Here is an 18,877-nt window from a genome sequence, read left to right on the forward strand (position 1 = left end):
CCCCAACCATATTTAATATATCCTCTTCACATGTTGTTTTTTTGTGGGGGTTTTTTTTGTTGGGCCCCCCCACAAAAAAACACACCCCCGCCGCAGATCAACGCATCGGGATGCGGACGTTGCGGTCGGCTGCGACCTCGGCGGCGCGGTCGTAGCCCGCGTCTACGTGGCGCATGACGCCGGTGCCGGGGTCGTTGGTCAGGACGCGCTGGAGCTTCTCTCCGGCGAGGGCCGTCCCGTCCGCGACGCAGACCTGGCCCGCGTGGATGGACCGGCCGATCCCGACGCCGCCGCCGTGGTGGATCGACACCCAGGTCGCGCCGGACGCGGTGTTGAGCATGGCGTTCAGCAGCGGCCAGTCGGCGATCGCGTCGGAGCCGTCCTTCATGCCCTCGGTCTCCCGGTACGGGCTGGCGACGGAGCCGCAGTCGAGGTGGTCGCGGCCGAGCACGATCGGCGCGCTGATCTCGCCGCGCGCCACCAGGTCGTTGAAGACGGCGCCGGCCTTGTCGCGCTCGCCGTAGCCGAGCCAGCAGATCCGGGACGGCAACCCCTGGAAGTGCACCTTCTCCTGCGCCATCCTGATCCAGCGGGTCAGCGGCTCGTTGTCGGGGAACAGGTCGAGGATCGCCCGGTCGGTGCGGGCGATGTCCTTCGGGTCGCCCGACAGCGCCGCCCACCGGAACGGCCCCTTGCCCTCGCAGAACAGCGGCCGGATGTAGGCGGGCACGAACCCGGGGAACTCGAACGCCCGCGCGTACCCGGCGAGCTGCGCCTCGCCGCGGATGGAGTTGCCGTAGTCGAAGACCTCGGCGCCCGCGTCCTGGAACCCGACCATCGCCTCGACGTGGACGGCCATGGAGGTGCGGGCCTTGGCGATGAAGCCGTCCCGGTCCTTGTCGCGCTCGGCGGCCATGTCCGCGAACGCGACGCCGCTCGGCAGGTACATCAGCGGGTCGTGCGCGCTGGTCTGGTCGGTGACGATGTCGATCGGCGCGCCGCGCCGCAGCAGTTCGGGGACGATGTCGGCGGCGTTGCCGAGCACGGCGACCGACAGCGGGCGCCGCGCGTCCCTCGCCTCCTCGGCCAGGCGCAGCGCCTCGTCCAGCGAGTCGGCCGCGACGTCGCAGTACCGGTGCGCGACGCGCCGCTCGATCCGGGACGGGTCGCACTCGACGCAGATCGCGACGCCGCCGTTCATCGTGACGGCGAGGGGCTGCGCGCCGCCCATCCCGCCGAGCCCGGCGGTCAGCGTGATGGTGCCGGCGAGGGTGCCGTCGAACCGCTTCTCCGCGACGGCCGCGAACGTCTCGTAGGTCCCCTGGAGGATGCCCTGCGTCCCGATGTAGATCCACGACCCGGCGGTCATCTGGCCGAACATCGTCAGGCCGAGCGACTCCAGCCGGCGGAACTCCTCCCAGGTCGCCCACTGCGGGACGAGGTTGGAGTTCGCGATGAGGACGCGCGGCGCCCACTCGTGCGTCCGGAAGATCCCGACCGGCTTGCCGGACTGGACGAGCAGCGTCTCGTCCCCTTCCAGGTCCGCCAGGGACCGGATGATGCCGTCGAAGGCGTCCCAGTTCCGGGCGGCCTTCCCGGAACCGCCGTAGACGACCAGTTCGTCGGGGTGCTCGGCGACCTCGGGGTCGAGGTTGTTCTGGATCATGCGGAGGGCGGCCTCCTGCGGCCAGCCCTTCGCGGCGGTCAGCGCGGTGCCGCGCGGCGCGCGGACGGGTCGGGGACCGGACATCTGCGGTGCTCCTTAGGAGAGGGGGCCGGTGACGGCTTCGGCGGCGGCGGTGAGGGAGCCGTCCCGCACCATCGCGGTGGCGGCGGCGATCTCGGGGGCGAGGTAGCGGTCCGGGCCGGGCGGCGGGACGGCCTCGCGCAGCTTGGCGACGACGGCGCCGGTGGCCGGGCCGGGGCGCAGCGGGGTGCGCAGGTCCAGCGCCCGCGCGGCGGTGAGGATCTCGATGGCGATCACCTGGGCCAGCCCGTCCACGCCCTTGCGCAGCTTGCGGGCCGCGTTCCAGCCCATCGAGACGTGGTCCTCCTGCATGGCCGAGCTGGGGATCGAGTCGGCGCTCGCCGGGACCGCGAGCCGCTTCAGCTCCGACACGATCCCGGCCTGCGTGTACTGGGCGATCATGTGCCCGGAGTCGACGCCGGGATCGTCGGCGAGGAAGGCGGGCAGCCCGCCGGACCGCCCCTTGTCGAGCATCCGGTCGGTGCGCCGCTCCGACATGGACGCGACATCGGCGACCGGCACGGCGAGGAAGTCGAGCACGTACGCGATAGGCGCCCCATGGAAGTTCCCGTTGGACTCGACGCGCCCGTCGGGCAGCACCACGGGGTTGTCGATGGCGGACGCCATCTCCCGTCCGGCGACCAGCTCCGCGTGCTGGAGCGTGTCCCGCGCCGCGCCGTTCACCTGCGGCGCGCAGCGCAGCGAGTAGGCGTCCTGGACGCGGGTGCAGTCGGGCCCGCGATGCGACTCCATGATCTCGGACGCGGCGAGCAGCGCCCGCAGGTTCGCGGCGCTCGCGGCCTGCCCTGGGTGGGGCCGCAGCGCCTGCAGGTCGGCGGCGAAGACGCGGTCCGTCCCGAGCAGGGCCTCGACGGTCATGGCGGCGGCGACGTCGGCCGCCCGGAGCAGCCTCCGCAGGTCCTCCATGGCGAGGACGAGCATGCCGAGCATCCCGTCGGTCCCGTTGAGGAGGGCGAGCCCCTCCTTGGCCGCGAGCTTGACCGGCGTGATCCCGGCCGCCGCGAGCGCGTCGGCCGCCGGCTTCAGCTCGCCGCCGGCGTCCCTGACCGACCCCTCGCCGATCAGCGCGAGCGCGACATGGGCGAGCGGCGCGAGGTCCCCGGAGCAGCCGAGGCTGCCGTACTCGAAGACCTGCGGGGTGAGGCCGGCGTTGAGCAGGGCGGCGAGCGTCCGGGCCGTCGTGGGCTGGACGCCCGTCCGCCCCGTGGCGAGCGTCCGCAGCCTGAGCAGCATCAGCGCCCGGACGACCTCCCTCTCCACCTCGGGCCCCGACCCGGCGGCATGCGACCGGACGATGTTGAGCTGCAACTGGTCGCGCAACTCGGGGGCGATGTGCCGCGTGGCGAGCGCTCCGAACCCGGTCGAGACCCCATAAACAGGTGTCGGGCGCGCCGACAGCTCCTCGATATGGGCCCGCGCCTCCCCGATCAGCTTCAACGCCTCATCGGTCAGCACGACCTGCGCACCGTCCCGCGCGACGGCGGCGACCTGCGCGAACGTCAGCGCTTCCGGCCCGACCTCAACCATAGGAACACCCATACCCACCATTGGACCCGGTCGCCGCCGCCCGTCCCACCCCCGCGAGGCCCCATCTGTCTCAGATACGAGACAATGCGCCCATGTCCAAGGTCCCCGCCGCCCGCCGCGCCCTAGCGGTGCTGCGCCTGCTGGCCGCCGCCCCCGGCCCGCTCCCCGCGTCCTCGATCGCCCGGGCGCTGGACCTCCCCCGCTCCAGCACGTACCACCTGCTCACCGCCATGGCGGACGACGGCTTCGTCGCCTACATCCCGGAGGAGCGCCGCTGGGGCCTCGGCGTGGCGGCCTTCGAGATCGGCTCCGCCTACCTGCGCCACGAGCCCCTGGAGCGCCTGGCCCGCCCCCTCCTGCGCCGCCTGGTCGACCAGACCGGCGAGATCGCCCAGTTGGGCGTCCTGCACGGCGCCGAGACCCTCTACCTCCTCAAGGAGCAGCCGCCCCGGCACGCCACCCTGGTCACCGACGTGGGCGTCCGCATGCCCGCGCACCTGACCGCCAGCGGCCTGTCCCTCCTGGCGCACCTGCCGCCCGCCCAGGTGCGCGCCCTGTTCCCGGGCCGCTTCGTGAACCGCACGGGCCTCGGCCCCACGTCCCTGCGCGAACTGCGCCGCACCCTCGCCGCCGACGCCCGCCGGGGCTGGTCCGTGGAGGACGGCCACATCACCGAGACCTTCGCCAGCATCGCCGCCTGCGCCTTCGACCACACCGGCCACCCCACCGCCGCGATAACGGTGACGTTCCGCCGCGAAGACCACCCGCCGGAAACCTGGCCGGACCTGGCGGCCCACATCCAGACCATCGCCACCACCCTGACCACCCGCCTGACCGGCCGCCCACCCGCACCCCGGTAGTGCGACAGGCCCGCCGATCGGGCGAATGCTGTCGAAAGGCAGGGGTGGGGGGTGGCGTTCGGGCGATGTGGTGGGGGGTGGCGGGTCTCTAGGTTCGGTCGCGTGATGGTGGACGAGCGGTGGGAGACCCTTTGATCACGTTGCGGGGACTGACGAAGCGGTACGGGGACAAGACGGCGGTGGACGGGCTGACACTGGAGGTGGCGGCCGGGAAGGTCACCGGGTTCCTCGGGCCGAACGGCGCCGGGAAGTCCACGACGATGCGGATGATCGTCGGGCTGGACCGGCCCAGTGCGGGTGAGGCGCTGGTCGGCGGGCGGAGGTATGCGGGGCTGCCGCGTCCGCTGCGGGAGGTCGGGGCGCTGCTGGACGCCGGCTTCGTCCACCCCGGGCGGCCGGCGCGGGCGCATCTGCTGGCGATGGCGCGCAGCAACGGCATCGACCGGGCGCGGGTCGAGGAGGTTCTGGCCATGGTCGGGCTGGAGGCGGTCGCGGGCAAGCGGGTCGGGTCGTACTCGCTCGGGATGCGGCAGCGGCTCGGCATCGCGGGCGCGCTGCTCGGCGATCCGCCGGTGCTGATGTTCGACGAGCCGGTGAACGGGCTCGACCCGGACGGGGTGCTGTGGGTGCGCGGGCTGATGCGCGGCCTGGCGGCGGACGGCCGCACGGTGTTCGTGTCGTCGCATCTGATGAGCGAGATGCAGCTGACGGCGGACCGCCTCGTCGTGATCGGCCGGGGACGGCTGCTCGCGGACGCCCCGATGAGCGAGGTCATCGCCGGCGGTTCCGGCAACGCGGTCCGGGTCCGCACGCCGGGCGCCGGCGATCTGGCGGCGCGGCTCACCGCCGTCCAGGCCGAGGTCAGCCGGGTGGACGAGGACGAACTGGAGGTGCGGGGCGTGCCGGTCGACCGGGTCGGGCTCATCGCCTACGAAGCGGGGGTGCCGGTGCTGGAGTTGCGCGCCGTCGAGGCGTCGCTCGAAGAGGCGTACATGGAACTGACCGGGGCGAGCGTGGAGTACGGGGTGGGACGATGACGCGCGGCGGTATGCCGGGGGCGCTGGCGGCGGAGTGGACGAAGCTGTGGTCGATCCGGTCCACCTGGTGGGGGCTGGCCTGCGCGGTGCTGCTGATGGCCCTGATGTCGATGATCCTCGCGACGGGCACGGTCGCGAACAACACCCACCCGCCCGCGGGCGAGGCGCCTCCCGGCGTGGTGTCGGTGAGCGGGACCGCCGCCGGCTCGGTGGACATGGTGCAGTTCGTCGTCCTCGCCCTCGCCATCCTGATGGTCACCGGCGAGTACGCGACGGGCAGCATCCGGGCGACCCTCCAGTGGGTGCCGCCGCGCACCCGGATGCTGTCGGCGAAGGCGGCCGTCGCGATGGCGGTCATGTTCCCCGCCGGCGTGCTCCTCGCGCTGACCGGCACGGCGGTGGCCGGCCCGATGCTCGGGAAGTGGGGGCGCCTGGACGCCGGCGACGTCGTGCGCGACGCGCTGCTGACGGGCGTGTACCTGGCGGTGATGAGCGCGTTCATCCTGGGCGTCGCGGCGATGCTGCGCAGCACCGCGGCGACGATCACGACCGCGTTCCTGTTCGTCCTCGTGCTGCCGATCACGCTGGTGAACGGGCCGTCGGAGCTGATGAAGGACGTCGCCGACGGGCTGCCGAGCACCGCCGGGCGGCATTTGCTGAACGGCGACGGCCCCTACCCGGCGGCGGTCGCCCTGCTGATCATCGCCGCGTGGACGGCGGCGGCGCTGCTGGGCGGGATCACCGTCCTGCGCCGCCGGGACGCCTGACCCTTGGCCCGGGGGCGGGCGTCAGCCGTCCGCCCCCGGCGTGGTGATGGTGCCGTAGTTCAGGCCCCCGTGGCTGTGGGTCGGGACGAGCGGCCACTGCCGCCTCCAGTCCGCGCATTCCGAGGACGGGATGATCTGCAGCCACCGCGGGTCGCGGGGCGACGGCGAGGCCAGGGTCTTCTCCTTGACCATCGAGTCGTACTGGTCGAGGGAGTCCTCCAGGGTGTTGGCGTTGAGGACGACCTCGCGCCCGTAGAAGGACGCCTGCTGCCGCACGCCGGGGATCCTCGACAGCTCAGGCTGCCAGTTGTCGGCCGCCATGCCGTTCTCCGACGACACCCAGATCCCGTCCGGGGTGTTGAGGACGAGGGAGTGGTTGCCGTCGGTGTGGCCGGGCGTCCACAGCAGGCTGACGCCGACGCCGAGTTCCACGTCGCCGTCGAAGACCTCCAGCCGCTCCGCCGGGACCCCGTCCATGCCGCCGTCGACGTACCAGGCCCACTGCATGGGGTGCATGGACTCGAACGTGCCGAGTTCCCTGCGGTGCACGAGGAGCCTGGCGTTCGGGAAGAGCGCGTCGCGCGGCGCCGCCTCGCCCTCGATCGGCCTGTCGCTTCCCATGATCATGCGCACGTCCTGGACGTGCAGGTGGTCGAAGCTGACGTAGTCGATGTCGCCGTTGGACAGCCCCAGGCCGGGCAGGACCTTGTCGGGGTCGTTGTAGTACTTGACGAACAGGCGTTCGGCGCGCATCCGGCGGGAGAGCGCCTGCAGCTTGCGGTAGAACGGCGCCTCCGCCGAACCCGCGGCCACGGTCGGCTCCCAGACGAGCGTCTTCATGCGCCCGTCGAACCCGTCGAACTGGATGACGAACATCCGGTTGATGATGGTGATCAGCGGGTTGAGGTTGACCGAGTAGCCCTGGAACGCGAACCGCGCGGGATAGGGCGCGGCGGCGATGTCGATGCTCCTGACCGCCCTGACCGTCCCCTGCCCGGCGAACCGGTCGCGATAGCGCTCCGCGGCCGCGCGGACCGCCTTCAGCCGCTCGCCGCGCGGCCAGATGTCGTGCACCCCGTCGAACTCGGGAATGGGCCGGACGGCCTGCCGGGCCGGCAGCGTGTCAGTCATCGTTCCCTCCGGTCAGATTGCGTGATTCGTAGGCCCGCCGGGCGGACGTCCCCGACACCGCCCGGACCTGGTTCGGCACCAGAAGGCGGAAGAGGAGGTCGCGGGCCCGCTGCGGCAGGACGTCCGCCCAGTCGGCCAGCGGCCCGACGTGGCTGGGCACCGACACCTGGAAGCGTGGGCGCTCGATCACCGTGACGACGGCGCGCGCCACGTCGGCGGGCTTGAGCAGCCTGGCCGCCCCCGTCGCCGTGCCCGCCGCGAGCTCGGTGTCGACCACGCCCGGCATGATCACCGAGATCCGGACGCCGGTGCCGCGCAGTTCCGCCCGGACGCCCTTCAGGTAGCCGTACACGCCGTGCTTGGTCGCGGCGTAGGTCGCCTCGCCGGGCGGAGACAGCTTCGAGGCGGCGGACGCGATCGTGACGATGTGGCCCCGGCCGCGCTCCCGCATCCGGGGCGCGGCGAGCTTCACGCCCCTGATCACGCCGTGCAGGTTGACCTCCAGCTGCCGCGCGGTGGCGGACTCGGGCTCGTCGGCGAACCCGCCGACCCACATCACGCCCGCGTTGTTGACGAGCACGTCGATGCGGCCCCAGCGCTCCTCGACGGCGTCGAGGAAGGCGGTGAACGACGCGGAGTCGGTGACGTCCAGCGCGAACCCGGCCGCGTCGTCCGGCAGTTCCGCGGCGGCCGCCCGCGCCCCGTCGGCGTCCCGGTCGCCGATGGCCACGCGCGCACCGGCCAGGGCGAGCCGCCGGGACGTCTCCCGTCCGATCCCGTGCGCGCCGCCGGTCACGGCGACCACGCGGCCGGCGAGTGGTCTCGCCATCCGTGTACCTCCATTCTGACACGCTCACATGTCAGATCGTTCCCTAGACTGCCAGGCGGGAAGGGGACCGCGCAAATGGTGCAGACGCAGAACGAGGGACGGCGCTACTCGGGGGTGGCGCCCGCCGAGCGCGCCAGACGGCGGCACGAGGCGTTCCTCGCCGCCGCCCTGGAGCTGTTCGGCACCGACGGCTACCCGCCGACCTCGGTCAAGAAGATCTGCAAGGAGGCGGGGCTCACCGAGCGGTACTTCTACGCGTCCTTCCGGGACCGCCACGACTGCCTGGCGCAGCTCTACACCGAGCTCACCGGCGGCCTGCGCACCGCGACGCTGACCGCGATCGACCGCGCGGCCGGCGCCGACCTCGACGCGGTCGCCGAGTCCGGTCTCGCCGCCTTCATCGGCTTCCTCACCGACGACCCGCGGCGCGCCCGCGTGGTGCTCGTCGAGGTGGTCGGCGTGTCCGAGGAACTGGAGGCGCGCCGCCACGGCGTCCTGCGCGAGTTCGCCGAGCTCATCACCTCGGTCTGGACGGCGTCGGAGGCCCCCGCCGAGGCGCAGCGGCTCACGGCGGTCGGCCTGGTCGGAGCCGTCAACCACCTCCTGGTCGACTGGCTGCTGAGCGGCCGCGCGACGCCCCCGGACACCCTCGCCGCCGTCTGCTCCTCGCTGTTCTCGGCGGCGCGCGAGAGGACCACCTGACCGGAGACGATCCCCAGTTCGCCGCCGGAACATTTCGACGAGACTTCCGGACAAATGGACGAAGGTTTTCGAACCACCCGCCTCTCTTTCACCGCCCGACTTGACCACGCGCGGCCGGAACCTGCCGATCTGGGCGGACGTCTAACCGTTCCAATCGGGAATCGCTATGATCTTCCGGATATCGATACGTTTCGGGGAGCGGTCCAGTGCAACCTCCACCTCCGCCGCCTGGCGGCCGTCCGCCCTACGGTCCTCCCGGCCCCGGCGGCCCGCCCGGCCCTCCGGGATGGGGCGGCCAGCCGCCGTCCGGCCCTCCGGGCTGGGGACCGCCCGGTCCGCCGCGGCGGTCGGGCGGCAACGGCCCGGTCATCGCCATCCTGGCCATCGTGGCCGTCCTGGTGGTGATCGGCGGCGGTGTCTTCCTCGTGGCCGGGGGCGGCGACGACGATGACCCGCCGATCAGGCCGCTGGCCGCGACGCCCACGGACGCGGACCTGCCGACCCGCACCTACAGCCCGCCGAGCCTGCCCACCTCGGAGCCGTCCACGCCGGAGCCGAACACTCCGGAACCGACGTACTCGCCGCCGCCGCGGAACTACGGCGCCATCGCGGTGGGCCGCAACGGCGCCGTCGGCAAGGCATGGGACTACGACTCCGCGGCGGCCGCCAAGCGCCGGGCGCTGAACGAGTGCCCCACGTCCGGCTGCAAGGTCCTCACGACGTTCGTCAACGGCTGCGGCGCGGTCGCCTACAACTCCAAGACGAACAAGTACTGGGGCGGCCACGGCCCGACGAAGTCCGCGGCCCAGAAGAACGCGATCTCCAACGCCGGCGGCGGCCGCTGGATCAGCTGGGTCTGCACCACCCGCTAACGACACTCCGCGCGCATCTCACCACCCCGCGGCGGACCGGACATGACTCAACCGTGCCGGTCCGCGCGGGGAAAGGTGGCGCGGATGGTGCGGGACTCCGGGGTGCCGGCCCAGGACCAGGTGGTGGCGAGGGCGCTCACGGTGAGGAGGCCGCGGCCGCCCTCGGCGAGTTCGGCCAGGTTGCGCAGGCACGGCTCCCCCGGACCGCCCTGGTCGGTCACGTAGACGATGACACCGGCGACGTCCATGTTGATGTCGACGGTGAACCGGCCGCCGTCCTGGCCGGAGCGGGTGTGCTGGACGGCGTTCACCGCCAGTTCGTCCAGGACGAGGAGGACGTCGTCCAGGGCCGGGAAGTCGGCCAGAAGGTGCGCGGCGAACGCCCGGACAAATCGGATTTGCTCCGGCTTGCCGCGAAACTCGCGACGCCAGTACATCGGGGCCTCGTGCGCCGGTGGGACGCCAACGGCGAGCAGCATTGATCACCTCTCGGAACGGTGTGTCATGAGCCGTTCCATCTTGAGTAACCGCGCGAATCCGGTCTGGAAAAGGACGAGGTCAGCGGTCCGCCCGGCACCCCGGCACGCCTCACCCTCGAACGTGCGCCCTCGTTTACGTAAACGACCGGAACACCGCGCCGGACGAGCGTTCATCTCGCTGCGGGTCGTTCGAGCCTCTCGCCATCGAAGACACGCTACGAGATCACGTGATAACACAGAGTTGACACGCTGACTCCCCCGGTCGGCGCCGCCCCCGCCCCAGGAGGTTCCCGGTGACCAGCCCGTTCGTCCGCCGGCGCCGACTCGCCACCGAACTCCGGACGCTCCGCGAGCGGAGCGGGATGACCGCCGACGAACTGGCCGGCCGCATCTACCGCTCCCGCATGACGGTGTCCAAACTCGAGAACGCCCGCACCCGCCCCGACGTCCGCGACATCGTCCAGATGATGGGCATCCTCGGCGTCACCGGCGAGAAGTTCCACGAGATCCTCAAGATCGCCTGCGACGCCGCCAACCGAGGCTGGTGGGACTCCTACGGCGACGCCATGGGCCCCCGCCAGCGCATCTACGCCGACCTCGAATCCGGCGCGGCCACCATCCACGGCTATAACCAGTTCGGCATCCCAGGGATCTTGCAAACTCCCGAGTTCTCGTTCGCTTTGATCGAACTGGATAAGGCCGATGGGCCACTGGCTTACAGCCCCGACCGGATGATGGCCGCTCGGCAACGACGCCAAGAGCACGCCCTCGGACCGACCGGCCCTTCCTACGAACTCGTGCTGGACGAGTTCGTCATACGTCGGCTAGCCGTGCCCGCGCATGTGATGAGCAGGCAACTCGCCTACTTGATCGAGAAGGCCACGAACGAGCCGCGCCTCACCGTCCGCGTCCTTCCGATCGATGCACGCGTTGAGGGCGGCTTCCTCGCTCGCTCCACCTTCTCGATCTACACATTCCCGGACAAACAAGACTCGCCTGTGGCCATCGCTGACACGGTGAACGCCGACGTGGTGCACACAGACGAATCGGAGGTGACCCGCTACGTCGAGCTCTATAGCCGCCTCCAGGCCGCGTCACTCTCTGCAGTCAGCAGTCTGACGCTTCTGGAGGACGCCACCAAGCGCCTGGCCGGACTGGCAGAATCGTAGGCATGGACTCCCCGTACAAGAGCTGGCGCAAATCCAGCTACAGCGCCCCGAACGGTGACTGCGTCGAGGTCGGCCGCTCCCCCCGGGGCGCCATCGGCGTACGTGACACCAAACATGGCGGCGCAGGGCCCGTCTTGGGCTTCACTCGGCGTGAATGGGCCGCCTTCATGCAGGCCGTTCGGTCCGACTGAAGCTGGGCTTGACACGTGCGGGCGTGCGACGCGATTCAGCCGGGTCCTAGCAGGTTTCTCAGCTGGGCTACGTGATCTTCTATCCCAGCCTTCTGAGCGGTGAGTTCGTCCACAGCCTGGCGCGCTTTTCTTTCGGCCTGTATCAGGCTCGCTTCGGTCTGCACAGTTTCGCGGTGGAGGCCTTCTATCTCTGCGGACTTGGCCTCCAACCGCCTCATCAGCTCGCGCGCCCGCGCGACGAGGTCGTCCCTGCCGCGCTCGGCCGCCTTCCTCTCGTCGGCGGTCAGCCCCTCGTGCTGCTCGGCCAGGACCGCCAACTGGCCCTCGAACGTCCTGCGCGTGGAGCCTATGGCGGCGACTTCTCGCTGAAGCCCCGTCAGCTCCGCGAGCAGTTCGGCATGCCTTTCCTGGAGGGCCTGCAACCCCTGCGTCACCGATGGATCCAGTTCCCTGGACTCTTTGCCACGTCGTCTACCGAATCTCACAGGACCTCCCTTGAGGATCTTCCAGCCCGGCGGGCGGGCCGCTCGAAGAGCCGCCCTTCCCGATCATGCTGGACGGTCGGCGTCCGCGTCCTTCGTAAGCGGGGACGAGAGCCGGGTCACGCGGGCGGGGGTGGTTTTTTAGTTTTTACTAGTAGACACTGTAAAAACTACGGCCTTCGGGCTGCCGTCATCGTTCGAGGAGGGACGCGATGGCCTACGTCGTCTACGGGGACTTCAACTGCCCCTACTCCTACCTTGCGAGCCTGCGCGTGGACGAAGTCGTCCGGCGGGGCGCGTCCGGCATCGAGTGGCGGGCGGTCGAGCATGATCCGCGGCTGCCGCTGACCGGGTCGCCCAGCGGTGCCGCGGCGGACGAGTGGGCCCGTGAGCTGCGGGAGATCGCCGGTGTCGCGCGGCCCGCTGAACGGGTGCCGGACGCGCCGCCGGCCGTCGTCAGCAACACCGGCGCGGCCGTGGCCGCCTATGCCGAAGCACTGACCGACGGCCTGGCCGACGAGGTGCGGCGGGCGCTCTTCCGCGCGATCTGGGTGGAGGGACGGCACGTCAGCAGCCCCTACGAGATCCGCCGCATCGTCGCGGAACTGATGTATCCGCGAACTCTCCCGGACGGCCACCGGTACGGCCCCGACCTGCCGATGCCGGTCGACGCCGGACGGGTCGCCGACGGGACCGAGCGCCGCTTCGGCGCCACGGTCAGCGTCCTCGGCGGGCCGCTGACCGTGGCCGGTCAGCGGCGCGTCGAGCGGTGGCGCGCCGAGTGGCGGACCCTCACGCCGGTGGTCCCGGCGGTCGTGTGCCCGGACGGGGTCGTCCTTCCTGGCCTCGACGGGCTGACGCGGCTGGCCGACCTGCTGGACGGGCCGCCGCCGGCCGCTGCCGCGCCCCCCGATGCGGGGCTGGGACTCGCTCGGGCCGCGTGACGGCGGTGCCCGGGCCCGTCCGGACGAAGCGGCGGGGCCACCAGTTCCACGCGCCGAGGAGCGCCATCAGGGACGGCAGGACGAAGACGCGGATGACCAGCGCGTCGATCAGGATGGCGGCGGCCAGGCCGACGCCGAGCTGTTTGAACTCGACCATGCTGAGCGTCCCGAAGATGGAGAACACGCCGACCATCACGATCGCGGCGCTGGTGACGACGCCCGCCGAACGGGTGATGCCCTCGCGGACGGCGTCCCTCGTCGGCAGCCCGCGCTCCGCGGCCTCGCGGATCCGGCTGACGACGAACACGTGGTAGTCCATCGACAGCCCGAACAGCATCACGAACAGGAACAGCGGCAGCCACGAGACGACCGCGCCCGACGACGTGAAGTCCAGGAGGTTCTCCGCCCAGGTGTGCTGGAAGACCGCCACGAGCACGCCGAACGCGGCGCCCGCCGACAGCAGGTTGAGCAGCGTGGTGGCGACGGCGATCGCGGGCGAGCGGAAGATGATGCCCATCGTCGCCAGTGTCAGCAGAAGGACGAAACCCACCACGAGGGGCAGTCTCCGTTCTAGGTGCCCGGTGAAGTCGACGCCTTCGGCGACCTTGCCCGTGACGCCGTACTCCGCGTCCGGGACGGCGCCGACCGCCTGCGGCACCCAGGCCCGCAGTGTCTCCAGCGAGCGGCGGGCGCCGTCGCTGTTGGGCGTGTGCGGCGTCGCGATGTCGATCACGTGAACCCGGCGGTCGTCCGATGTCCTGATCGCCGGACGCCGGTCGTGCGCGAAGAGGGGGTCGGCGGCGGTCCGGCGGGCCAGGGCGGTGAGGGCCGCCTCCACCTCGCCCGCCTGGTCGGCCGGCGCGCGCACCGCGACCTGGTGGACGGTTCCCTCGCTCGGGAACGCGCGGGTCAGCCGGTCCATGGACTGGACGACGGCGATGTCGCGCGAAAGGTCGTCCGAGCCCGGCTGCTTGAGGCGCATGTCGAGGGCCGGGACGGCGAGCAGGACGAGCAGCCCCGCGGAGACTATGAGGGTCACCGCCGGGTGGTCGAGGGCCGGGCGCAGCAGCGCGGGCCACAGCCGCGAACCGCCCGGCCTCATGCTGAGCCGCCACAGCACCGGCACCCGCGGCCGGTCCGTCCAGCGGCCCAGCTTGGCCAGCAGCGCGGGCAGCACGGTGAGGGACGCGAGGACGGCGGCCGCCACCACGATGATCGCCCCGGTGGCGAGGGAGGAGAACGTCGCCTCCCCCGCCAGGTAGAGCCCGGCCATCGCGACGATCACCGTCACGCCCGACACCACGACCGTGTGCCCGGACGTCTCCGCCGCGATCTCGATCGCGTCCGGCCTGCCCCGGCGCCGCTCCTCCCGCTCGCGCTTGAGGTAGAAGAGCGAGTAGTCGACGCCGACCGCCATGCCCATCAGCAAGATCACGTTGCCGATCGCGCTCGTCGCGGGCAGCACGTGCGAGACCAGCGCCGACAGGCCCATCGCGGCGGCCACCGACGACAGCGCCAGCGCCACCGGGACGCCCGCGGCGATCACCGCCCCGAACACCACCAGCATGATCAGCAGGGTGAGCGGAAGGCTGATGAACTCGGCCCGCTTGAAGTCCTCGCCGAGCGTCTCGCCCAGCCCCTTGGCCGTCGATCCCGTTCCCACCTGCTCCACACGCAGACCCGGGTGTGCTCGCTGCACCGCCGCGCTCTGCTCCAGCAGCGGGTCCACGCGCCGGTCGGCGGTCTCGGTGTCGCCCTTCATGGTGACCGGCACCAGCACCGCCGTGCCGTCCGGCGACCGGACGGGGCGTCCCACCGCCTCGACCTCCGGCAGCGCCTTCATCCGGCGGGCGACGTCCGCGGCCGCCGCGCGGCCCGTCCGGGCGTCGAGCCTCCCGCCCTCGGCCCGCGTGATGAGGACGCTCTCCTCCGGCTTCTCGGGGAAGTGCCCGGACGCCGCGATGCGGCCGGCCCGTCCCGACTCCCCGACGCCCGACTCCGCATCGCTGATCTTGTTGGTGCCGGCCGCGCCGCCCAGCACCAGGCACAGCCCGACGAACAGGACCCACAGCCCGATCGCCGTCCAGGGCCTGCGTGCGCTCCACCGCGCCACCCGCACCGTCACCGGTTTCTTGATCTTCACCCGGACGACGCTATTTCCGCGCCCTTCCCCGTCCCATGCGGCAGACCATCGAATCCCGCCGCATCACCGCACTCCCCGTCCTGCGGAAATCCGCAGGATCCCGGATCTCCTTCACTCCGGGCCCGTTGTTGGAGACCATGGATCAATGGGACGCGCTGCCGCCGGTCCGGACCGGATCGCGGCGCACGTGAGGAGAGTGGGAGTTGCGAGCGATAGGTAGATACCACTCCGTTCAGTTGCACCACAAGGTGGACACCCGCAAGTTCGGCGACACGATCGTGAACAATTACCGGGTGTCTCCGCTGGAAGTCCGGCGACCCGACCGGGGAAGCAGCGTTACCGAGGTGCGCTGCGGCGCGTGCGACGGTGTGATCCAGTTGCGGGTCCACTCCATCCGGTACACGAAGAGGGCGCGGCGTCGCTGGTTGGGCATGGTCGCGCTGGCACTGCTGGTCGTCGCGGCGGGGTCGTTCGAGATATACCGTTTCGAGTCCGGCCATTATGGAGATCCGGAGTTCCTGTCCATCGTGACCCCGATCGCATGGGTTCTCGGTCTGGCCGCCACCGTCATCCTGGGTTTTTACTGGCATCAGGAGGACGGTGTCCGCATCACCGCGCAGCCGACACCGGGCGCGAGCCACGAATTGCTGCCGTTCGTTCGCTGACGCGGGTCGCCGTTCACCGGGGCGGGTGGCGGCCGCCGGGTCAAGCGGCGATGAAGCGGGCGTCCCGGGCCGATCAGCGCATCGCACTCCGATGATCAAGGACGGGGTGTCGGCCGTCCGGTGCGCGGCGGCCCGGTGAGGGTGGTCGGGCGGCCGGACGGCACCGGCGCGCAGGTCAGCGAACCGGTTCCGATCCCGAGGGAAGCATGCGCGTCTCCAGCGCGGCGGCGGCCGTCCTCGCCGCCGCGGTCCTGCTCGTCGCCCCGCCCGCACCCCAATCCAGCGCGCGGCAGGAGGGGACGCCGCTGGGCAAGTCGAACTTCGCCATCGCCCTCGGCGGGCTCGACCCGGCGTCGCGGGACAACTGGGTCCGCCTCGGCGAGTACACCTTCACCGCGGACGGGGGCGTCCTGGAGGTGTACTGGACCTGGCGGCAGTCGGTCCGCGTCCGGCGAGTCTCCACCGGAAATCCCGCCTGGGGCTGCACGGGACGCGACTGCACGGTGCTCACCGCGTCCGGCTGGCAGTCCGCCGATGCGGCGCGAGCGCTGACGGGCCGATACCGCGTTCGCAACGGCGAACTGCACATCGCCTGGGACGACGGCCACTGGGAGGACTGGACGCTCACCTCCCTATCGGGCGGCGAACTCGCCGACGTCGAACTCGCTGCCAACGACCTCGGAGCCACGCACGGCTTCGGCAACGGCAGTAACGCGCCATGGACCGCGCGCGTCCCGGCGTCCGGCATCGCCGCCGCCGACCATGCCACCTTCGCCCACCGCTACTACCTGTGGAAGACCCGTTCGGGGTCGCCGTACATCGACCACGGTGACGGCTCACCGTTCTGGGTCACCCGCTGGAGACTCTGCGCGGACGGCCGGTGCCTGGGCGCGCGGACGCACCGGGAGCGCGACCCGGCGCACACCGTGTACTACATCGCTCCGGCGGACACCGCGTCCGGCCATCGGCGCGACACCCTGTGGCACTGGCGCACCGCCCTCGCCGACGGACGCGAGGAAAACTGCTACACCGGTAACTCGCATGTGAAACCCATGATCCAGGTCGTGGACGACGACGGCGGCTTCCACGGCTGGGTGGGTGTCGAGGCGTCCCTGAACCAGACCACGTCCGAGGGACGCGACGCCGACGACATCGGCGTCTTCCGCATTCTCGGATGACGGGTTGAACAGCGAATTGAATTCCCGTCGAAATATGCCAGTCTGAAAGCGGCGGGAGGGGACTGATGCTCGGACGCGTCCTGCGGCGGCGGTGGTTCTGGCCGGGGGTCGCGGCCGCGGTGGCGCTGCTCGTCTCGGGGTTCGTGCTGGCCGAGCCCAAGGCCGATGACGATGGGACGGTCCGCGTGATGACCTTCAACCTGCGCGGCGTCAACGATCCCCCGCCAAGGGACTGGAAGACCCGCCTGCCCCTCGTCCGGCACCTGCTGGAGGACCACCGGCCTGACCTGCTGGGCGTGCAGGAGGCGCGCTGGTACCAGGTGCGCGATCTGGCGCGGGCGCTGCCCGACTACGGCTGGATCGGCCTCGGCACGCAGGGCGGCACCCGCGACCAGTTCCTGTCGATCTTCTATCGGAAGCAGCGGTTCGAGGTCCTGGACTTCGACCACTTCTGGCTCTCCGACACCCCGTCCGTCATCGGCTCGGCCACCTGGGGGAACCGGTACGTCCGGATGGTGACGTGGGCGAAGTTCCGCGACCGCCGCACCGGAGCGGTGCTGTACCAGGCCAACACGCACCTGGACAACATGTCGGCGGACTCGCGGGTGAAGAGCGCCCGGCTGATCCTCGACCGTGTCCGCGCGTTCCAGGCGGGCGTCCCCGTGGTGCTGACCGGTGATTTCAATTCCGCCGCCGGCACCTCGCCGGTGTACTCGATCCTCACCGGTGCCGACGGATTCCGTGACACGTGGACGACGGCCGCCCGGCGCGGCCCGCAGTACCGCACCGAGAACCACTGGGAACCGCCGCAGCGGAACGGCAGGCGGATCGACTGGATCCTGACGCGCGGCAACATCCGCACGTCCTGGACGGAGATCGACCCATACCGCGCCAAGGGCGTCTACCCGTCCGACCACGACCCCGTGATCGCCGACCTGAAGGTGGGCTGACGGGAGGCCGCGGCCCCACGTGGCCGGGCAGTCCTCAGGCGGGCGCGTCCGCGCCGGGCGCGGACTCCTGGACGGCGCCGAAGCGGTCCGCGACGAGGCGGTCGGCCCAGCGCCGCAGGGCGTCCTCCACCGGCGGGTGGGCGAGCCCCGCCGCGGCGGCCAGCGCGTTCGCCGAGGACGTGTCGTAGCGGTCCTCGGCGAGGAAGGTCAGCGTCTCGGGTTCGACTCCGGTGAGCGCGCGGGGCAGCCGCCGCACCAGGCCGACCGGCAGCAGGACGCGAGGCGGGCGGCGGCCGAGGTGCCGCGCGAGGAGCGCGACCAGGTCGGGCAGGTCCGGAGTGGACTCGTCCAGGACCCAGTGCGCGCGGTACGGCCCCTCGTCGTGCTCGGGGACGGCGGCCATGAAGCGGGCGAGGTGGTCGACCGTGACGACCGGGACGAACGTGCGGCGGGTGCCGGCCAGCGCCGGCAGGCGACCCGCCCACAGGCTCTCCACGGTCTGCGCCAGGCCGATGTACTGCCCGGCCTCACCCGTGGCCGAGTGGCCGATCACGGTGGCGGGATGGACGGCGGTGACCGGTGCCCCCAGCTCCCTCGCCGCGGCCCGCACCGCCGCGTCCCCCTCGCGTTTGGACGCCTCGTACGCGCCGAGCCTCCGGTAGAGGGCGGCCGTCTCCTCCACCGGCTCCCCGCCCGCCGCGACGCGGTAGCCGGAGACGTGGACCACGCGCCGCAGGCGGGGGCGCTCGGCGGCCCAGCGGACCACGTTGACCGCGCCGTCGACGTTCGCCCGCCTGGCCTCGTCGCGGCCGAGCCCGAAGCGGAACAGGGCGGCGGTGTTGTAGACGTCCCGCACCGAGGCCAGCCGGTCCCGGTCCCGCGCGGCCAGCGCGAGACCGGGCCGGGTGATGTCGGCGCCGACGACCGTGAGGCCCCGGCCGTCGGCGCCGTGCTCGCGCAGCCAGTTCCGCAGCTCCCCGGCCCGGCCCGGACCTCCCCGGACGGTCACCGCGACCGGCCGCCCCCGGCGGAGCAGCTCCGCCGCCAGCCAGCGTCCGATCAGGCCCGTCGCGCCGACGACCAGGGCATCGGCGTCCGGCGCGTTCTCCGTGTGATCCATTCCGGAAATACTAGACCGGTCTACCTATTCTGTCGACGCGCGGGACGCCCGCGGTCGGAGCCG

General features: G+C 71.7%; 18 protein-coding genes and 1 pseudogene. 11 read left to right on the plus strand and 8 right to left on the minus strand.

Annotated elements, in window-relative coordinates; translation table 11 throughout:
- Nucleotides 1–97: 97 nt before the first annotated feature.
- On the minus strand, nt 98–1,750 hold the full coding sequence (hutU, locus tag ABZ806_RS26845; protein ID WP_500220163.1) for a urocanate hydratase: 1,653 nt from the start codon (nt 1,748–1,750) through the stop codon (nt 98–100).
- 12 nt (nt 1,751–1,762) lie between these two features.
- On the minus strand, nt 1,763–3,307 hold the full coding sequence (hutH, locus tag ABZ806_RS26850) for a histidine ammonia-lyase (RefSeq protein WP_500220164.1): 1,545 nt from the start codon (nt 3,305–3,307) through the stop codon (nt 1,763–1,765).
- Nucleotides 3,308–3,387: 80 nt separating this feature from the next.
- On the opposite strand from hutH, the gene ABZ806_RS26855 reads away from it, so the two are divergent.
- From ABZ806_RS26855 to ABZ806_RS26865, 3 genes are all read left to right on the plus strand, one after another.
- Complete coding sequence (locus ABZ806_RS26855) at nt 3,388–4,155, plus strand: IclR family transcriptional regulator (protein ID WP_500220165.1); 768 nt, start codon at nt 3,388–3,390, stop codon at nt 4,153–4,155.
- Nucleotides 4,156–4,286: 131 nt separating this feature from the next.
- Entirely contained in the window at nt 4,287–5,192 is a 906-nt protein-coding gene (locus tag ABZ806_RS26860; RefSeq protein ID WP_500220166.1) for an ABC transporter ATP-binding protein, read from the plus strand.
- Nucleotides 5,189–5,959 carry an ABC transporter permease gene (locus ABZ806_RS26865; RefSeq protein WP_500220167.1) on the plus strand — a complete coding sequence of 257 codons (771 nt, stop codon included), beginning with the start codon at nt 5,189–5,191 and terminating at the stop codon, nt 5,957–5,959. Before ABZ806_RS26860 ends, ABZ806_RS26865 begins: the two co-directional genes overlap by 4 nt.
- Nucleotides 5,960–5,980: 21 nt before the next feature.
- On the opposite strand, the gene ABZ806_RS26870 is transcribed toward ABZ806_RS26865, so the two are convergent.
- The gene (locus tag ABZ806_RS26870) at nt 5,981–7,090 is read right to left on the minus strand and encodes an MBL fold metallo-hydrolase (RefSeq protein ID WP_500220168.1); all 1,110 of its coding nucleotides are present in this window, start codon (nt 7,088–7,090) and stop codon (nt 5,981–5,983) included.
- Nucleotides 7,083–7,919, minus strand: a complete 837-nt coding sequence (locus ABZ806_RS26875; protein WP_500220169.1) for an SDR family oxidoreductase — start codon at nt 7,917–7,919, stop codon at nt 7,083–7,085. Before ABZ806_RS26875 ends, ABZ806_RS26870 begins: the two co-directional genes overlap by 8 nt.
- Before the next feature lie 75 nt (nt 7,920–7,994).
- On the opposite strand from ABZ806_RS26875, the gene ABZ806_RS26880 reads away from it, so the two are divergent.
- Together ABZ806_RS26880 and ABZ806_RS26885 are read left to right on the plus strand one after the other, a co-directional pair.
- A complete protein-coding gene (locus ABZ806_RS26880) occupies nt 7,995–8,621 on the plus strand; it encodes a TetR/AcrR family transcriptional regulator (RefSeq protein WP_500220170.1) in 627 nt (208 codons plus the stop codon).
- 386 nt (nt 8,622–9,007) lie between these two features.
- Nucleotides 9,008–9,493 (plus strand): DUF4189 domain-containing protein, encoded by a 486-nt coding sequence (locus ABZ806_RS26885; RefSeq protein WP_500220171.1) that lies wholly within the window; start codon nt 9,008–9,010, stop codon nt 9,491–9,493.
- A gap of 47 nt (nt 9,494–9,540) precedes the next feature.
- Here ABZ806_RS26885 and ABZ806_RS26890 read toward each other — a convergent pair whose 3' ends face one another.
- A complete protein-coding gene (locus ABZ806_RS26890; protein WP_500220172.1) occupies nt 9,541–9,972 on the minus strand; it encodes an ATP-binding protein in 432 nt (143 codons plus the stop codon).
- Nucleotides 9,973–10,265: 293 nt separating this feature from the next.
- Here ABZ806_RS26890 and ABZ806_RS26895 point away from each other — a divergent pair, with 293 nt between their 5' ends.
- Together ABZ806_RS26895 and ABZ806_RS26900 are read left to right on the plus strand one after the other, a co-directional pair.
- A complete protein-coding gene (locus ABZ806_RS26895; protein ID WP_500220173.1) occupies nt 10,266–11,141 on the plus strand; it encodes a helix-turn-helix domain-containing protein in 876 nt (291 codons plus the stop codon).
- Nucleotides 11,142–11,143: 2 nt separating this feature from the next.
- Nucleotides 11,144–11,332, plus strand: a complete 189-nt coding sequence (locus tag ABZ806_RS26900) for a DUF397 domain-containing protein (protein WP_500220174.1) — start codon at nt 11,144–11,146, stop codon at nt 11,330–11,332.
- A gap of 35 nt (nt 11,333–11,367) precedes the next feature.
- On the opposite strand, the gene ABZ806_RS26905 is transcribed toward ABZ806_RS26900, so the two are convergent.
- Nucleotides 11,368–11,766: a hypothetical protein gene (locus ABZ806_RS26905; protein WP_500220175.1), complete on the minus strand. Its 399-nt coding sequence runs from the start codon at nt 11,764–11,766 to the stop codon at nt 11,368–11,370.
- 260 nt (nt 11,767–12,026) lie between these two features.
- On the opposite strand from ABZ806_RS26905, the pseudogene ABZ806_RS26910 reads away from it, so the two are divergent.
- A pseudogene (locus tag ABZ806_RS26910) lies at nt 12,027–12,407 on the plus strand (DsbA family protein); the annotation flags it as partial.
- Nucleotides 12,408–12,606: 199 nt separating this feature from the next.
- On the opposite strand, the gene ABZ806_RS26915 reads toward ABZ806_RS26910, so the two are convergent.
- Nucleotides 12,607–14,901 carry an MMPL family transporter gene (locus ABZ806_RS26915; RefSeq protein WP_500220176.1) on the minus strand — a complete coding sequence of 765 codons (2,295 nt, stop codon included), beginning with the start codon at nt 14,899–14,901 and terminating at the stop codon, nt 12,607–12,609.
- 248 nt (nt 14,902–15,149) lie between these two features.
- Here ABZ806_RS26915 and ABZ806_RS26920 point away from each other — a divergent pair, with 248 nt between their 5' ends.
- From ABZ806_RS26920 to ABZ806_RS26930, 3 genes are all read left to right on the plus strand, one after another.
- On the plus strand, nt 15,150–15,566 hold the full coding sequence (locus ABZ806_RS26920; protein ID WP_500220177.1) for a hypothetical protein: 417 nt from the start codon (nt 15,150–15,152) through the stop codon (nt 15,564–15,566).
- A 206-nt stretch (nt 15,567–15,772) separates the two neighbouring features.
- Nucleotides 15,773–16,744 carry a hypothetical protein gene (locus tag ABZ806_RS26925; RefSeq protein WP_500220178.1) on the plus strand — a complete coding sequence of 324 codons (972 nt, stop codon included), beginning with the start codon at nt 15,773–15,775 and terminating at the stop codon, nt 16,742–16,744.
- 65 nt (nt 16,745–16,809) lie between these two features.
- Nucleotides 16,810–17,694: an endonuclease/exonuclease/phosphatase family protein gene (locus ABZ806_RS26930; RefSeq protein ID WP_500220179.1), complete on the plus strand. Its 885-nt coding sequence runs from the start codon at nt 16,810–16,812 to the stop codon at nt 17,692–17,694.
- 34 nt (nt 17,695–17,728) lie between these two features.
- On the opposite strand, the gene ABZ806_RS26935 is transcribed toward ABZ806_RS26930, so the two are convergent.
- On the minus strand, nt 17,729–18,814 hold the full coding sequence (locus ABZ806_RS26935) for an SDR family oxidoreductase (RefSeq protein ID WP_500220180.1): 1,086 nt from the start codon (nt 18,812–18,814) through the stop codon (nt 17,729–17,731).
- Nucleotides 18,815–18,877: the final 63 nt, after the last annotated feature.

The organism is Spirillospora sp. NPDC047418, assembly GCF_040643275.1.
Classification (GTDB): Bacteria; Actinomycetota; Actinomycetes; order Streptosporangiales; family Streptosporangiaceae; genus Spirillospora.

What these genes read in the sequence shown, in the direction of transcription:
- hutU (WP_500220163.1), bottom strand. Translation starts at nt 1,750, where the DNA reads ATGTCCGGTCCCCGACCCGTCCGCGCGCCGCGCGGCACCGCGCTGACC.
- hutH (WP_500220164.1), bottom strand. Translation starts at nt 3,307, where the DNA reads ATGGGTGTTCCTATGGTTGAGGTCGGGCCGGAAGCGCTGACGTTCGCG.
- ABZ806_RS26855 (WP_500220165.1), top strand. Translation starts at nt 3,388, where the DNA reads ATGTCCAAGGTCCCCGCCGCCCGCCGCGCCCTAGCGGTGCTGCGCCTG.
- ABZ806_RS26865 (WP_500220167.1), top strand. Translation starts at nt 5,189, where the DNA reads ATGACGCGCGGCGGTATGCCGGGGGCGCTGGCGGCGGAGTGGACGAAG.
- ABZ806_RS26870 (WP_500220168.1), bottom strand. Translation starts at nt 7,090, where the DNA reads ATGACTGACACGCTGCCGGCCCGGCAGGCCGTCCGGCCCATTCCCGAG.
- ABZ806_RS26875 (WP_500220169.1), bottom strand. Translation starts at nt 7,919, where the DNA reads ATGGCGAGACCACTCGCCGGCCGCGTGGTCGCCGTGACCGGCGGCGCG.
- ABZ806_RS26880 (WP_500220170.1), top strand. Translation starts at nt 7,995, where the DNA reads ATGGTGCAGACGCAGAACGAGGGACGGCGCTACTCGGGGGTGGCGCCC.
- ABZ806_RS26890 (WP_500220172.1), bottom strand. Translation starts at nt 9,972, where the DNA reads ATGCTGCTCGCCGTTGGCGTCCCACCGGCGCACGAGGCCCCGATGTAC.
- ABZ806_RS26900 (WP_500220174.1), top strand. Translation starts at nt 11,144, where the DNA reads ATGGACTCCCCGTACAAGAGCTGGCGCAAATCCAGCTACAGCGCCCCG.
- ABZ806_RS26925 (WP_500220178.1), top strand. Translation starts at nt 15,773, where the DNA reads ATGCGCGTCTCCAGCGCGGCGGCGGCCGTCCTCGCCGCCGCGGTCCTG.
- ABZ806_RS26930 (WP_500220179.1), top strand. Translation starts at nt 16,810, where the DNA reads ATGCTCGGACGCGTCCTGCGGCGGCGGTGGTTCTGGCCGGGGGTCGCG.
- ABZ806_RS26935 (WP_500220180.1), bottom strand. Translation starts at nt 18,814, where the DNA reads ATGGATCACACGGAGAACGCGCCGGACGCCGATGCCCTGGTCGTCGGC.